Annotated in this window: 11 protein-coding genes and 1 rRNA gene; 2 read left to right on the top strand and 10 right to left on the bottom strand. The window is 62.5% G+C overall.

Annotated features, from left to right (window positions below; genetic code table 11):
• Positions 1-12 precede the first annotated feature (12 nt).
• From LPA37_RS22660 to coq7, 7 genes are all read right to left on the bottom strand, one after another.
• Positions 13-1,440, bottom strand: coding sequence for a UDP-N-acetylmuramoyl-tripeptide--D-alanyl-D-alanine ligase (locus LPA37_RS22660; protein ID WP_229013778.1), 1,428 nt, complete (start codon positions 1,438-1,440; stop codon positions 13-15).
• Entirely contained in the window at positions 1,437-2,993 is a 1,557-nt protein-coding gene (locus LPA37_RS22655; RefSeq protein ID WP_229013777.1) for a UDP-N-acetylmuramoyl-L-alanyl-D-glutamate--2,6-diaminopimelate ligase, read from the bottom strand. Before LPA37_RS22655 ends, LPA37_RS22660 begins: the two co-directional genes overlap by 4 nt.
• On the bottom strand, positions 2,990-4,864 hold the full coding sequence (locus tag LPA37_RS22650) for a peptidoglycan D,D-transpeptidase FtsI family protein (RefSeq protein ID WP_229013776.1): 1,875 nt from the start codon (positions 4,862-4,864) through the stop codon (positions 2,990-2,992). The genes LPA37_RS22655 and LPA37_RS22650 overlap by 4 nt, the downstream gene beginning before the upstream one ends.
• Positions 4,861-5,217 carry a cell division protein FtsL gene (ftsL, locus tag LPA37_RS22645; protein WP_228983278.1) on the bottom strand — a complete coding sequence of 119 codons (357 nt, stop codon included), beginning with the start codon at positions 5,215-5,217 and terminating at the stop codon, positions 4,861-4,863. Before ftsL ends, LPA37_RS22650 begins: the two co-directional genes overlap by 4 nt.
• On the bottom strand, positions 5,214-6,167 hold the full coding sequence (rsmH, locus tag LPA37_RS22640) for a 16S rRNA (cytosine(1402)-N(4))-methyltransferase RsmH (protein ID WP_228983283.1): 954 nt from the start codon (positions 6,165-6,167) through the stop codon (positions 5,214-5,216). Before rsmH ends, ftsL begins: the two co-directional genes overlap by 4 nt.
• Positions 6,168-6,182: 15 nt before the next feature.
• A complete protein-coding gene (gene mraZ, locus LPA37_RS22635) occupies positions 6,183-6,611 on the bottom strand; it encodes a division/cell wall cluster transcriptional repressor MraZ (protein ID WP_228983286.1) in 429 nt (142 codons plus the stop codon).
• Positions 6,612-6,986: 375 nt separating this feature from the next.
• A complete protein-coding gene (coq7, locus tag LPA37_RS22630) occupies positions 6,987-7,625 on the bottom strand; it encodes a 2-polyprenyl-3-methyl-6-methoxy-1,4-benzoquinone monooxygenase (protein WP_228983288.1) in 639 nt (212 codons plus the stop codon).
• Between the two features lie 291 nt (positions 7,626-7,916).
• Here coq7 and LPA37_RS22625 point away from each other — a divergent pair, with 291 nt between their 5' ends.
• Positions 7,917-9,116 carry a porin gene (locus tag LPA37_RS22625; RefSeq protein WP_228983290.1) on the top strand — a complete coding sequence of 400 codons (1,200 nt, stop codon included), beginning with the start codon at positions 7,917-7,919 and terminating at the stop codon, positions 9,114-9,116.
• Positions 9,117-9,338: 222 nt separating this feature from the next.
• On the opposite strand, the gene LPA37_RS22620 is transcribed toward LPA37_RS22625, so the two are convergent.
• Together LPA37_RS22620 and LPA37_RS22615 are read right to left on the bottom strand one after the other, a co-directional pair.
• Positions 9,339-11,012 carry a long-chain fatty acid--CoA ligase gene (locus LPA37_RS22620; RefSeq protein WP_229013775.1) on the bottom strand — a complete coding sequence of 558 codons (1,674 nt, stop codon included), beginning with the start codon at positions 11,010-11,012 and terminating at the stop codon, positions 9,339-9,341.
• 170 nt (positions 11,013-11,182) lie between these two features.
• Positions 11,183-13,261: a molybdopterin-containing oxidoreductase family protein gene (locus LPA37_RS22615; protein WP_228983297.1), complete on the bottom strand. Its 2,079-nt coding sequence runs from the start codon at positions 13,259-13,261 to the stop codon at positions 11,183-11,185.
• A 170-nt stretch (positions 13,262-13,431) separates the two neighbouring features.
• Here LPA37_RS22615 and LPA37_RS22610 point away from each other — a divergent pair, with 170 nt between their 5' ends.
• Entirely contained in the window at positions 13,432-14,652 is a 1,221-nt protein-coding gene (locus tag LPA37_RS22610) for a M20 aminoacylase family protein (RefSeq protein WP_228983301.1), read from the top strand.
• A gap of 118 nt (positions 14,653-14,770) precedes the next feature.
• Here the strand turns inward: LPA37_RS22610 and rrf are convergent.
• Positions 14,771-14,884: ribosomal RNA gene (rrf, locus tag LPA37_RS22605) — 5S ribosomal RNA — on the bottom strand.
• Positions 14,885-14,991 lie beyond the last annotated feature (107 nt).

Here is a 14,991-nt window from a genome sequence, read left to right as displayed (position 1 = left end):
GGTCCTTCTATTTCAGTGCGCACCGGGCGTCGTGCCCGGTGCTGAGGGTTGTGGACTCGTCACGGCGTCCACCACGCGTTCCATTTTCATGAAGCGCGAGCCTTTCACGAGAATCGTTGTATCCGGCCCTAAGCCAGCCTGCTGCAGATGCGCGACCAGCGCGGCGGCGTCATCGAAATGACGCGCGTCAGCGCCGTATGCGCTGCACGCATCGCGCGTCGCGTCGCCCGTGGCGAGCAACGTCTCGATGCCGCGTTCCTTCGCGTACGCACCGACTTCGCGGTGAAACGCCGGACCGCTGTCGCCCACTTCGCCCATGTCGCCCATCACCAGCACGCGCGGCGAAGCGCACGCCGCGAGTACGTCGATCGCAGCGCGCATCGAGTCGGGGTTGGCGTTGTACGTGTCGTCGATGACGGTCGCGCCCGCGAACGAGCCCGACGCCGCGCGCTTCACCTGCAAACGGCCCTTCACCGCGCCGAACGCTTCGAGACCGCGGCGGATCGCGTCGAGCGACACGTTCGACGCAAGCGCCGCCGCGGTTGCCGCGAGCGCGTTGCGCGCGTTGTGCTCGCCGAGCACCTGCAGTGCGACTTCGACGCGGCCTTGTGGCGTATCGATCGTCAAACGGCTGCCGTCGAACGTGCCGGTCACCGCAGCTTCAGTCGAGCGCTGCGCAGCAACCCCGCCTGGGGAATTCAACGCGAAGTCGATGATCTGGCTACCCGTCGCGGCGACGCGCCAGATGCTCGCGTACGTGTCGTCGGCGGGAAAGACGGCGACGCCTTCCGGTTTCAGCGCATGAATCACGCTCGCGTGTTCGAGCGCGACCGCTTCGACGGTCGCCATGAATTCCTGATGCTCACGCTGCGCATTGTTGACCACCGCGACGGTCGGCTCGGCGATTTTCGCGAGCAGACCGGTTTCGCCCGGATGGTTCATGCCGAGTTCGACGACCGCGAGCCGGTGCGTATCGGTGAGACGGAAGAGCGTGAGCGGAAGGCCGATGTCGTTGTTGAAGTTGCCGGCGGTTGCGAGTCGTGCCGGCTCACCCACCGCCGCCGCGAAGATCGACGCGATCATTTCCTTGACCGTCGTCTTGCCGTTGCTGCCCGTGACCGCGACGAGCGGCATCGAGAACCGCCGACGCCAGCCGCGCGCGAGCGCGCCCAGCGCAACCCGCGTATCGGCGACGCGCAACGCGGGCACACGCCAGTCGCCCGGGCTGCGGGTGACGAGCGCGGCGCTCACGTGACGCGTCGCGACTTCCGGCAGGAAATCGTGCGCATCGAAACGGTCGCCCTTCAGCGCGACGAAGAGGTCGCCGGGGCCGGCCGTGCGGCTGTCGGTCGACACGCGCTCGAACGTCACCGATTCATCGCCGAGCACGGTCGCGCCCGGAATCAGCGCAGCGGCTTCGCGGAGCGAATACATCGTCATTCGCCACCTCCGCGAGCCTGCGTCGCGCGCGCGGCGAGCGCGAGGCGGGCGTGATCCTGATCGGAGAAAGCGCGTTTCCTGCCCATGATTTCCTGTGTTGCTTCGTGCCCCTTGCCGGCCAGCACGATCACGTCTTCGCGGGCGGCGTGACGGATCGCATGCAGGATCGCGCTCGCGCGGTCGTCGATGCGGCGTGCCTTCGTGGCGTCCTTCATGCCCGCGACGATCTGGTCGATGATCGACGCCGGATCTTCGCTGCGCGGGTTATCGCTCGTCACGATGAGCGCGTCCGCGAACGATTCGGCGATGGCGCCCATCAGCGGACGCTTCGTGGCGTCGCGATCGCCGCCGCAACCGAACATGCAGACGAGTTCGCCGCCGCGCGCAACCGCGATCGGACGCAGCGCAGCGAGGGTCTTTTCGAGCGCGTCGGGCGTGTGCGCGTAATCGATCACGACGAGCGGTTCGTCGTTCTGCAAACGGCCGCCGAGACGCTGCATGCGTCCGTTTACCGGTTCGAGTTTTTCCAGGTCCACGAGCGCGGCTTCGAATGGCACGTCGGCGGCGAGCAGCGCGCCCAGCACGCCAAGCAGATTGCTCACGTTGAACGCGCCGAGCGTCGCGACTTCGACGTCGGCGTCGCCCCATCCGGATGTGGTCAGGTGAAAAGCCGTGCCCGTCGCCGTCGCGCGAACCTTCGACGCGACGAGCCATGCGTCGGACTGCGCGGTTTCCGATGCGTTATCCTGCGCGCCTTCGATGCCGTACGCGATCGTGCGCACCTTGCCATGTGCGCCTGCGAGCAGGCGGCGGCCGGCTTCGTCATCCCGGTTGATCACGGCCGCGCGCAGACCCGGCCATGCAAAGAGACGTGCCTTGGCCGCCTCGTAGGCGGCAAACGTGCCGTGATAGTCGAGATGATCCTGCGTGAGGTTCGTGAACACGGCGATGTCGAACGACGTGCCGTTCACGCGCCCTTGATGCAGCGCGTGCGACGACACTTCCATCGCGACAGCCTGCGCGCCTGCGTCACGCAACCGCGCAAGACTGCGCTGAAGCTGCGGAGCGTCCGGCGTCGTGAAACCCGTGTGGACGAGCTGGCCCGGCATGCCGCTGCCGAGCGTGCCAATGATCGCGCAGCGCGTGCCGGCCGCCGTCAGCGCCGACGAAATCCACTGGCTGCACGACGTCTTGCCGTTCGTGCCCGTCACGCCGAAAACGAGCATCGCATCGCTCGGATCGCTGTACCAGGCGCTCGCAATCGGGCCAGCCAGATCGTTGAGCGCCGGCACGGCGAGCGCGCTGACCGGATCGATTGCACCGGTGAAGTTTTCAGGTTGAACGAGCACCGCCGTTGCGCCACGTTCGATCGCGTTATCGATGAACGGACGGTTGTCGGCGCCGTCGACGGCGTAGGCGAGAAACACGTCGCCGGCCGCGATCGAGCGCGTATCGGCGTGCAGATGCGCCGCTGGCTGCACGCGGGCGTGCAGCCAGGCGAGTGCGTCGGCGATTTGCCGGTGCGCCGGATGCGCGGAACGCAACGCGCTCATCTGACCACTCCGGGACGGGTCTTCGCGGTATCCGCGATAGTGAGTTTCCTCGCGCCACCGGCGCCGGTGGCAAGCTTTTTCGCAGTGGATGCCGCAGCGGATGGCGCGGCCGGCGTCGTGGGCGGGGCCGTATCGTCGGACACCACCATCTGCCTGACCGGCATATCCGGCGGCACGTTCAGCGTGCGCAGCGTATCGCCCACGATCGACGAGAACACCGGGCCCGACACCTGGCCGCCAAAGTGGCTACCGGCCGTCGGCTCGTCGACCGAAACGGCGACGACGATGCGCGGATTCGGCATCGGCGCCATGCCGACGAACGACGCGCGGTACTTCGATTTGTCGTACCCGTGAGGGCCGTGCTTGTACGCCGTGCCGCTCTTGCCACCGACACGGTAACCCGGCACCGCCGCATCCGGCGATGTGCCGCCCGGCGCTGTCACGGTTTCGAGCATGGCGCGCACTTCACGCGCGGTGGTCGGCGAGAAAATCTGCGTGCCGGGCACCGGCTGGCCGCCGGGCGTGTGGAAAATCGACACCGGCACGATCTGGCCGTCGTGCGCGATCGCGGTGTACGCGCGCGCCAGCTGGAACAGCGAAGCCGACAGGCCGTAGCCGTACGACATGGTTGCCTGCTCGATGCGCCGCCAGCTATGCCACGGGCGCAGACGTCCCGCCGCCGCGCCGGGGAACCCGACCTTCGGCGCCTGACCGAGACCGATGCTCGTGTACATATTCCACATCTCTTCCGGCTTGAGCGTCATGGCGATTTTGGTCGCGCCGATGTTGCTCGACTTCTGGATCACGCCGCCGACCGTCAGCACGCCGAACGCACTGTCATCGGTAATCGTCGCGCCGTCCAGCACGAAACGGCCCGGACCGGTATCTACCAGTGTAGTCGGCGTGACGCGATGCAGATCGAGGGCAAGCGAAACCGTGAACGGCTTCATGATCGAGCCCGGCTCGAACACGTCGGTCAGTATCCGGTTACGCAGCTGCTCGCCGGTCAGGTGCGAGCGGTCGTTCGGGTTGTACGTCGGGTAATTGACGAGCGCGAGCACTTCGCCCGTGCGCACGTCGATCACCATGGCCGCACCGGCCTTCGCCTTGAATTTCTCGACCGCTGCTTTCAGGTTCGTGTACGCGATGTACTGGATCTTGCTATCGATCGACAGGTCGACGTCGGTGCCGTTGTGCGGCACGACCTGCTCGTCGACGTCCTCGACCACGCGGCCCATCCGGTCCTTGATCACGCGACGGATGCCCGAAGTGCCGGCGAGCAGCTTCTGGTCGCCGAGTTCGACGCCTTCCTGACCTTCGTCCTCGACGTTCGTGAAGCCGATCAGGTGAGCGGTAATCTCGCCTTCGGGATAGAAGCGCTTGTATTCACCACGCTGATAGATACCGGGAATGTCGAGAGCGGCGACTTTCTGCGCGACGTCGACCGGCACCTGGCGCTTCACGTAGACGAAGGTCTTGTCTTCCGAGAGCTTCGTGCGCAGTTCCTTCTGTGTCATGTCGAGCAGTTTGCCGAGCGACGCGAGCTTGTCCGCGCCGAGATCGTCCGGCACGGATTCGGGAATCGCCCAGATCGCGCGCACAGGCAGGCTGGTGGCAAGCACGAGCCCATTGCGGTCCAGAATCTTGCCGCGCGTGGCCGGCAGTTCGAGCGTGTGCTGATAGCGGCTTTCACCCTGCTTCTGATAAAACGCGTTGCCCGGGCCCTGAATCCAGAACGCGCGCGCGGCCAGGGCGACGAACGCCATGAACAGCAGGAACACGACGAGCTTCGAACGCCACATCGGCAGGCGAACAGAAAGGATCGGGTTCGCCGAAAACGCGACGCTCTTGCGATTAGCCGATTTTTTCATCGGACACCTCGCGGGCGGGCTGCGGACGCCGACGATGCCGAACCGGCGTCGGAGGTCGGCACCGGTGCGTCTTCAGCGGTTGCCGCGCCGGCGGCGAGCGTCAGATATTGCGTGCGGCCGGTCGTGGCCGGCTGCATCTTCAGTGAGGCCGTGGCGATCTGCTCGATACGCGAGGTCTTCGACAGCGCGCTCTGCTGATATTGAAGCTGCGAGTAATCCTGCTGCAACTGTCGCTCCTGCGACTGCGCCCGCTGCAACTGGATAAAGATCTGACGCTGCTGATTGGTCGCGTTGACAACGGAAAGCGCGCAGCCCATCACGACGATCAGAAGGAAGATATTGAGGCGGTTCATGGCGCGATACGCTCCGCGACGCGCATCACGGCCGAACGGGCGCGCGGGTTCGCGGCGACTTCTTCGTCACTTGCAAACACACGGCCGATGATTCTGAGCGGCGGGCTGGGCAGATCGACGGCACGGATCGGCAGGCGGCGGTCGACCGCAGGCGCACTCGCGTGCGCCTGCATGAACCGTTTGACGATCCGGTCCTCGAGCGAATGAAAGCTGATCACCACCAGCCGCCCCCCTTGCTCCAGCAACGACAGCGCTGCTTCTAAAACGACTTGCAGCTCCGCAAGCTCTTGATTGACGTGAATCCGTATAGCCTGAAAGGTGCGGGTTGCCGGATCCTTGCCCTTCTCACGGGTTTTGACGACGTTAGCCACGATTTGGGCAAGCTCGCCCGTGCTGACGAGAGGCCCAAGACGGTCGGACTCTGCCCGGCGAGCAACAAGCGCCTTTGCAATCTGAAAAGCAAACCGTTCTTCCCCATAATCTCGTATCACCTCCGTCAGTTCCTGCACCGTGGCCCGCGCGAGCCAGTCAGCGGCAGACTCGCCGCGCGTCGGGTCCATCCGCATATCGAGCGGGCCGTCGGCGCGGAAACTGAAACCCCGCTCCGGATCGTCGATTTGCGGCGACGACACGCCCAGATCCAGCAACACGCCCGATATCCGCCCTACCCCGCGTTCCGCGATCGCGTCACGCAGTGAAGCAAAACTTTCATGCACGATCTCGAAACGCGAATCGACGATCTGCTGCGCCGTGGCGATCGCGAGCGGGTCCTTGTCGAACGCGATCAGACGTCCGCCTTCCCCCAGCCCGCTCAACAGCAGACGGCTATGGCCGCCACGCCCGAACGTGCCGTCTACATAGACGCCGTCCGTGCGCGTGACGAGCGCATCGACCGCTTCTTCCAGCAGCACCGTGCGATGCTGCAGTTCGTTTCCCATCGCAGGTGCCATATATGTAAACCGCGATCAGAACGTGAAATTCTTCAACGCATCGGGCATGCCTTGCGCCATCGCCGCCTGTTCCTTCGCGGCATAGGTCTGCGCATCCCATAACTCGAAGTGGCTGCCCATACCGAGCAACATCACTTCCTTTTCCAGCGTCGCCGCCATCCGCAATTCGGGCGAGACCAGCACGCGGCCCGCGCCATCGAGATCGACGTCCGAAGCATTCCCGAGGAAAATCCGGCGCCACCAGTGGGCGTCCATCGGCAGCGCGGCGATCTTCGCGCGGAAGACCTCCCATTCCGGGCGCGGAAAGAGCAACAGGCAGCCGTCCGGGTGCTTGGTAATCGTCACCCGGCCTTCTGCCTGTCCTTGCAGCGCTTCACGATAGCGGGACGGAACCGACATCCGTCCTTTCGCATCGAGAGTGAGCGCTGACGCCCCTTGGAACACTTTTGCTCTCCCATGGCGAACGTTGAACGACGCCCGCGTGATCTCGAAAATTTACCCGAAATTAGCCGGTAAATCACACAAATGTACACTTTCTCACACTGTCTCCCACTTTAGAGGAACGCTAAACACGGGTCAAGGGAGAAACACGCTTTTTCGAGGAATTTTGTTTGCTAGAACAAGGACTTAGCGCCACATGCTCACGTCGCATCTAAAACAGAAAATCGTTATAAATGAATGAGCTACTGCGACAAGTGAAGGTGATACTTCAAAAGTGAGGGGGAAAGGCGCGGCGCGTAAGCAAACTGAGAGGAAGAAAAGCACGGATCATCGACGATGAAGCGGAACGGCGTGTTGCGCGCCGTCCCACCGGTGGGATTAAACGTAATACGCGGTACGTGTCATGACTTTCGAAGCAGCGCGCATCAGCGCGCGCACGGGAAACGGCAGATCGATACCGCCCGCGTCTTTAGCGGCCTTACCGTGAGCCGCTTCATCGATGCGCATCTGCTCGACGATGGCGCGCGATTCGAGATCGGCTTCTGGCAACGTCTCCAGATGGCCATCGAGGTGGTGCTCCACCTGCTTTTCGGTTTCGGCCATGAAGCCAAGGCTCACGCGATCACCCAAACGACCCGCCGCGAGACCGAGTGCGAGTGAGCCCGCATACCAGAGCGGATTAAGCAGGCTCGGGCGTGAATCGAGCGCTTCGAGACGACGCGCCGTCCACGCAAGGTGGTCCTCCTCTTCGCGGGCGGCATGCTCGAACGCCTCTCTCAGCGCGGGCGAACGGGTGGCCAGCTTCTGCGCCTGATATAGCGCCTGGGCGCACACCTCGCCGACATGGTTGACACGCATCAGACCCGCGGCATGCGCACGTTCGGCTGGCGACATTTCGACGGCCGTCGACTCGCCTGCCGCGACCGGCGGAAGCGGGACGGGACGCGACATCCGCGACACACCCGTCATCGATCGTAAACCCCGATCAAGCTCGGTTATCAACTCATCAAGCATCATTCAGGCCTCCCTCGAAAGCTGCGCTGCCTGAAGTGCAGCAGGCTTTGTAAGGCTTTGTCTTTGCACGACAAAACACGTTTTTGCGGAACCCCAAAAGCGGGGATAACCCGTGATTTTAGCTCATGTTGCGTAAACGAAACATGAGGTTACCGGGCGGTCGGCTTTTCCTTTGTGCAGCCAGGTCGTTTTGTTACATTACGTGCAACTTCTCGCGAAGTTACATCAAGGCAGCAAAGCACGACAAATATTCGCCTTGCAATAAAAGATTCGTAATTCCTTGGAGATCATTCGATGAAAAAGTCGCTTCTCGCTCTGGCAGCACTGGGCACGTTTGCGGGCGTCGCTCATGCGCAGAGCAGCGTGACCCTGTACGGCATTATTGATGAAGGTTTCAACATCAACACGAATTCGGGTGGCCAGCACCTGTACAACCTGTCGAGCGGCGTGCTTCAAGGCAGCCGTTTCGGCCTGCGCGGTACGGAAGATCTGGGCGGCGGTCTGAAGGCAATCTTCGTTTTGGAAAACGGCTTTGACGTGAACAGCGGCAAGCTGGGTCAAGGCGGTCTGATGTTCGGCCGTCAGGCTTACGTCGGTCTGTCGAGCCAGTTCGGCACGGTCACGCTGGGTCGTCAGTACGACTCCGTCGTCGATTACGTCGGTCCGCTGGAATCCGGTGACCAGTGGGGCGGCTACATCGCGGCTCACCCGGGTGACCTGGACAACTTCAACAACGCTTACCGTACGAACAACACGGTCAAGTTCGCGAGCAAGAACTACGGCGGCCTGACGTTCGGCGGCACGTACAGCTTCGGCGGCAAGGCTGGTGATTTTTCCAGCAACCAGATCTGGTCGTTGGGCGCTGGCTACGCGAACGGTCCGTTGGTCTTGGGCGTTGGCTACCTGAACGCACGTACGCCGGCGGCATCGGGCGGCCTGTTCAACAACGGCGGCTCGATCGCAGGCCTGAGCGCGACGACTGGTCAGCAAACGGCAGTCACGAGCCCGGTGTACAGCGGTTTCGCCTCGGCCAACACGTACCAGGTTATCGGTGCTGGCGGTGCTTATACGTTCGGCGCAGCAACGGTCGGCGTGACGTACTCGAACGTCAAGTTCATGGGCCTCGGCGCAGTGGGTACCACGGCATACGCAAGCGGCGAAACAGCGACGTTCAACAACGTCGAAGCCAACTTCAAGTATCAATTGACCCCAGCACTGCTGCTCGGCGCCTCGTTCGACTACACGAAGGGCAGCGACGTCGCATTGGCGAATGGCACGGGCAACGCGGGCGCAGCGTACTACCAGGGCGCACTGGGCGTCGACTACTTCCTGTCGAAGCGCACGGACGTTTATGTGATCGGCGTGTTCCAGCAGGCTTCGGCAGATCGCGATTCGGCTGGCAACGATGTCGCGCATGCGGCAATCAACGGCCTGACGCCGTCGTCGAACACCCGTCAAACGACGGCTCGCATCGGTATCCGTCACAAGTTCTAATAAGTCGTAAAAAAGCTGTATGCCTCAAAGGCGCCTTCGGGCGCCTTTTTTTGTGCCTGACTGTCGCCGTCATTGCGCCTTGCGCGACATGGACAATCCGATCGCGCCCGCCACGCCTCACCGGATCGCGCGGCGACAAAAAAGGCTCAACCGGCGCTGGTTGAGCCTTTTGTCCCGCACCGATGCACAGACGCCACAAGCGCGAGCAACTACCTCACCGTTTCAAACCCGCCCGTCCCGCAACTCACGTCGCAGGATCTTGCCGACATTGCTCTTCGGCAGTTCGGTGCGAAACTCGATGATCTTCGGACGCTTGTAACCCGTCAGTTGCGTCTTGCAGAATGCGAACAGATCGTCGTCGGTGAGTGCCGGGTCTTTCTTGACGATGAAGAGCTTGACTGCTTCGCCCGAACGCTCGTCGGGCATGCCGACCGCCGCAACCTCGAAGACGCCCGGGTGCTTCGCGACAACATCCTCGATCTCGTTCGGATAGACGTTGAAACCCGACACCAGGATCATGTCCTTCTTGCGGTCGACGATCTTCACGAAGCCCTTCTCATTCATCACACCGACATCGCCGGATTTGAAAAAGCCGTCCCCGGTCATGACCCTGGCCGTTTCGTCCGGCCGGTTCCAGTAGCCGGCCATCACCTGCGGGCCGCGAATGCAGATTTCGCCGGGCTGGCCGAGCGGCACTTCGTTGCCGTCGTCGTCGCGGATCGAAACTTCCGTCGACGGCAGCGGCAAACCAATCGTGCCGCTGTATTCGGTCACCGTCACCGGATTGCACGTGACGCACGGTGACGTCTCCGATAATCCGTAGCCCTCGACGATCGGCGTGTTCGTCTTCTCGAACCAGCGTTTCGCGACGGCCTCCTGAACGGCCATGCCGCCGCCATTTGCGGTGATCAGCTTCGAAAAGTCGAGCTGTGAAAAATCCGGGTGGTTCAGCAGTGCGTTATACAGCGTGTTCACGGCCGGGATCGTCGTGATTGCGTAACCGCGCAACGACTTGATCATGCCGCCGATGTCGCGCGGATTCGGAATAAGTACGCCGAGGCCGCCGGTCCGGATCGTCAGCAGCCCGCACACGGTCAGCGCGAACACGTGATACAGCGGCAGCGCGACCACGGTGACAAACTGGTCGATTTCACCGCGGCCGTGGCGCACCGGATCCATCCACTCATGCGACTGCAAGACGTTCGCGACGAGATTGCGGTGCGTGAGCGTCGCGCCTTTCGCGACACCCGTCGTGCCTCCCGTGTACTGGAGAAACGCGACGTCTTCGGGGCCCTGCTGTACGGCCTTGAACGTCTGACGACCGCCTGCGGCGACGGCATCGTTGAAACAGACGTGACCTGGCAGACTCCAGACCGGCACCATTTTCTTCACACGACGCACGACGAAATTGACGAGCATCCCCTTCGCGCCCATCAGATCGCCCATCGCCGCGACCACCACATACTTCACCGACGTATTGGCGACAACCGCCTGCAACGTGTTCGCGAAGTTTTCGAGGATGACGATGGCCTCGGCGCCGCTGTCCCTGAGTTGATGCTCGAGTTCGCGCGGCGTATAAAGCGGGTTCACGTTCACGACGACATAGCCCGCGCGCAGGATCGCCGCGATGGCGACCGGATATTGCAGCACGTTCGGCATCATGATGGCGATGCGTGCGCCACGCGCGAGTCCCTTCGACTGGAACCAGGCGCCAAGCCTGCGCGACAGATCGTCGAGTTCGCCGTAGCTGATCGCCTTGCCCATGCAGACGAAAGCCGGCTTCGCCCGGTGCTTGTGGAAACTCTCTTCAAGCAGTTCGGCGACCGACGTGTACTGCGTCGGGTCGATCTCAGCTGGAACGCCGGGCGGATATGATTTCAGCCAGATTTTGTCCATGCGGCGTCTCCTCCTTATATTTTCGAATGGTCGTGCTAAAACATGCATCCTAGCATGCGCACCCTGTCGTTTTTCTCGAAAGAAACCCGGTTAGACGCGGCCCTCGAACCGTCGCCAGACGGTTCGACCGGGCTGCCGATGACGTTTCCAGGCGCGTCGGCGCGCCGGAATCACACGCGCTCGACTTCGACCAGACAGTCGTAGAAGGTAGCGGAACCGCCGAGATCGGTCAGCGCCTGACTCGTGACCTGATTGGCGTTACGTCCATCTGGCGCAAGCTTCTTCCACCAGATCGACAGACCAACGACGAGGCCTTCGCGAGCCCGCTCCGTCACACGGGCACGCGCCTGCATCGAGCCGCGGTCGTTGAAGATGCGCACCAGATCGCCATCGTGAACATCACGACCCAGCGCATCGGATGGGTGAATGTCGAGATGCGGTTCGCCTTCAGTGGCGCGAAGGCTCTCGACGTTCACAAAGGTGCTGTTGAGGAAATTGCGCGACGGCGGAGAGATCATCGCCAGCGGAAAACGCGCCGCGAGCTCCGGCGCGCCGTCGGCGGATTCGTATGGCGGCAGATAGTCGGGCAGTGGATCGAGCCCTTGCTGTGCGAGCCGCGCGCTGAAGAACTCGCACTTGCCGGACGGCGTGCGGAATGCGCCCTCAGCGAGCGGCGCATCGGGCAGATTCAGCTTCACCCATCCAGCGGTTTTGAGCGACTCCCAGCCGGAACCCTTAAGCGCCGCGTCATCCCAGCGGAACGCGCCAGCCGCGACGGCTTCGTCGCTTTCGTACAGAGCCGGCTCTTCGAGCGCCATGGCACGCGCGATTCCGCGGAAAATTTCCGTGTTCGGGCGCGCATCGCCGACCGGCGCAATCGCCGGCAGGTTGGCCATGACATGCGTGTGCCCATATGACTTGTGTACATCCAGATGTTCGAGTTGCGTCGTGGCCGGCAACAGCAGATCGGCATAATCGGCCGTGTCGGTCTGGAAATGCTCGAGCACGATCGTAAAGAGATCATCGCGCGCGAATCCGGCGGCAACCTTTTCCGAATCGGGCGCCACTGCGACCGGGTTCGAGTTGTAGACGACAATCGCCTCGACTTTCGGACCGAACCCGGCGTCACCGGGATGGGTAAGCGCATCGCCGATCGCGTTCATATTGACGATGCGCGGCTGCTTCTGCGGCCAGCCCGGAATCAGATCGGGTCGCTCGAGCGCATGCGAATCGACTGGCGCCCAGCCCGACGACGACAGCAGCAACCCGCCCGCGCGGTCGCGCCAGGCGCCGGTCAGCGACGGCAGACAGGCGATTGCGCGAACAGCGTTGCCACCGCCACGCACCCGCTGCATGCCGTAGTTGAGGCGAATCGCCGCTTTTTTTGTGCGTCCGTAAAGAAGCGCGAGATCGATGATGACCTGCTCACCGATGCCACAGATCTCCGCGGCACGCGCCGGCGGATACGCCGCGGCGCGCCCGGCCAGCTCGTCGAAACCGAGCGTATGCGCATTGATGTAGTCACGGTCGAGGAGGTTTTCCCGGATGAGCACGTGCATCATGCCAAGCGCCAAAGCGGCGTCTGTACCCGGCTTCAGTGCAATGTGCTGATGACACTTTTCGGCCGTGAGCGAGCGGTACGGATCGATCGCGACGAGCCTTGCGCCGCGGCGCTTCGCTTCCTGTGCGCGCGTCCAGAAGTGCAGATTCGAGGCAATTGGATTTGAACCCCAGATCAGGATCAGTTCGCTCTCTTCGAAAAATTCCGTGAGCATACCGAGGCTCGCGCCATACGTATATTTGAGGCCCGCCGCGCCGGCGGCCGCGCAGATCGTCCGATCGAGCCGTGAGGCGCCCAGCTTGTGAAAGAACCGCTGCGCAATGCTGTCGCCCTGCACAAGGCCCATCGTCCCCGCATAGCTGTAAGGCACGATTGATTCCGGCGCGCGTTGCGCGATTTCGGACAGACGCGCGCCGGCCAGCTTGAACGCTTCATCCCAACTGATCGGCTCAAACCGTCCTTCGCCTTTCCGGCCGACGCGCTTCATCGGCGTCGTCAACCGCTGCTGGTGGTGCACCCGTTCCGCATAGCGGCTGACCTTCGCACAGAGGACGCCTTGCGTCGGTGGATGGTCGGGATCGCCCGTCACCTTGACCGCCCTGCCGTTTTCGACGGTTACGCGCATTGCGCAGGTATCCGGGCAATCGTGCGGACAAACTGCACGGCGAAATTCAGCGGGAGCATTCATCGGAAATCCGGGGAGAAATGAGGCGTCTGCGAGGCGAAGTGCAATTTTATTACGTTCGCAGCGCGGCGACGGTGGCGTTCCGCCAAAAAGGCCGTTCGGCGTAGAATGATCCGAACCGGACTCGGGCGTCCAGCCTCGAGCGACACGCAGCCAATGACGTACTTACGACCATGAAACTCATTCCGGAAATCCAGGCCGCCCAGGGCGAAATTCAGACCATCCGACGAACGATCCACGCGCATCCCGAACTGCGTTACGAGGAGACCCAGACAGCAGATCTCGTGGCAAAGAATCTCACCGCCTGGGGCATCGAAGTGCACCGCGGCCTCGGTAAAACGGGGGTGGTGGGCGTCCTGAAGCGCGGCACGAGTGAACGATCGGTCGGTTTGCGCGCCGACATGGATGCGCTGCCGGTACACGAACTGAACACCTTCGAACATCGCTCGCGCAATGACGGAAAGATGCACGCGTGCGGCCACGACGGCCATACGGCGATGCTGCTTGGCGCGGCCCGATACCTCGCGGAACATGGCGATTTCGACGGCACGATCGTGTTTATCTTTCAGCCGGCAGAGGAAGGCGGCGCAGGTGCTCAGGCGATGATCGACGACGGGTTGTTCACTCGTTTTCCTGTCGATGCGGTCTTCGGCATCCATAACTGGCCAGGCATGCCGGCTGGGAACTTCGGCGTGACTGAAGGTCCGATCATGGCATCGAGCAACGAATTTCGCATTGAAATCAAGGGCATCGGTTCACACGCAGCACTGCCGCACAACGGACGCGACCCGGTATTTACGGCTGTTCAAATCGCCAACGGACTTCAAAGCATCATCACGCGAAACAAAAAGCCGCTAGATACGGCGGTGCTGTCGATCACGCAGATCCATGCCGGTGACGCAGTCAACGTAGTACCTGATGTTGCGTGGATTGGCGGCACGGTTCGCACGTTCACGACGGAAACGCTCGACCTGATCGAAACCCGGCTCCGGAAGATCGCTGAAAGCACGGCTGAGGCATACGACTGCTCGGTCGAGATCACATTCCACCGGAACTACCCGCCGACGATCAATAGCTCGGAAGAAACCCGATTTGCGGCCGAGGTGATGAAGGAGATCGTAGGCGTCGAAAACGTCGACGACTCAGTCGAGCCGACGATGGGCGCTGAAGACTTCTCGTTCATGCTCCTAGCGAAACCGGGATGCTACGCATTCCTGGGCAACGGAACTGGAGGTCACCGCGATGCTGGCCATGGCGCGGGTCCTTGCATGCTTCACAACGCAAGTTACGATTTCAACGACGCCCTGCTGCCGGTTGGGTCGACGTACTGGGTGCATCTGTCGCGGCGTTATCTGGGGCGGGAGGGTGAACTGAGGGAGGATGGCCCTCCCTGACGGGGCGGGGATTGCGGGCGGGTAAAAGCCATCGGGATCAGCCCTCGAGACAGGCGAATGGCGGTGTAAACGCAGAAACCCCACCTTTTTGGGGTGGGGTTTCTGTTGCTGCTGGGGAGCCTGACGATTACCTACTTTCACACGGGCAATCCGCACTATCATCGGCGTGGAGTCGTTTCACGGTCCTGTTCGGGATGGGAAGGGGTGGTACCGACACGCTATGGTCATCAGGCATGACTTGTTGTCGCGCTGGGTGGGCTCTGAAGCCCGGGCCAGCACAACCAATCTGGAAGAAGTAGTTGAGAGGATGCCTCCCGGTGTTACTTTGGGCTGTGCTGT

This window comes from Paraburkholderia gardini, from assembly GCF_907164545.1.
GTDB lineage: Bacteria > Pseudomonadota > Gammaproteobacteria > Burkholderiales > Burkholderiaceae > Paraburkholderia > Paraburkholderia gardini.
This window is presented reverse-complemented; position numbering and strand designations above follow the sequence as displayed.

Coding starts and splice junctions, on each gene's coding strand:
- LPA37_RS22660 (WP_229013778.1), bottom strand. CDS start 1,440: ATGACGATGTATTCGCTCCGCGAAGCCGCTGCGCTGATTCCGGGCGCG.
- LPA37_RS22655 (WP_229013777.1), bottom strand. CDS start 2,993: ATGAGCGCGTTGCGTTCCGCGCATCCGGCGCACCGGCAAATCGCCGAC.
- LPA37_RS22650 (WP_229013776.1), bottom strand. CDS start 4,864: ATGAAAAAATCGGCTAATCGCAAGAGCGTCGCGTTTTCGGCGAACCCG.
- ftsL (WP_228983278.1), bottom strand. CDS start 5,217: ATGAACCGCCTCAATATCTTCCTTCTGATCGTCGTGATGGGCTGCGCG.
- rsmH (WP_228983283.1), bottom strand. CDS start 6,167: ATGGCACCTGCGATGGGAAACGAACTGCAGCATCGCACGGTGCTGCTG.
- coq7 (WP_228983288.1), bottom strand. CDS start 7,625: ATGATGCTTGATGAGTTGATAACCGAGCTTGATCGGGGTTTACGATCG.
- LPA37_RS22625 (WP_228983290.1), top strand. CDS start 7,917: ATGAAAAAGTCGCTTCTCGCTCTGGCAGCACTGGGCACGTTTGCGGGC.
- LPA37_RS22620 (WP_229013775.1), bottom strand. CDS start 11,012: ATGGACAAAATCTGGCTGAAATCATATCCGCCCGGCGTTCCAGCTGAG.
- LPA37_RS22615 (WP_228983297.1), bottom strand. CDS start 13,261: ATGAATGCTCCCGCTGAATTTCGCCGTGCAGTTTGTCCGCACGATTGC.
- LPA37_RS22610 (WP_228983301.1), top strand. CDS start 13,432: ATGAAACTCATTCCGGAAATCCAGGCCGCCCAGGGCGAAATTCAGACC.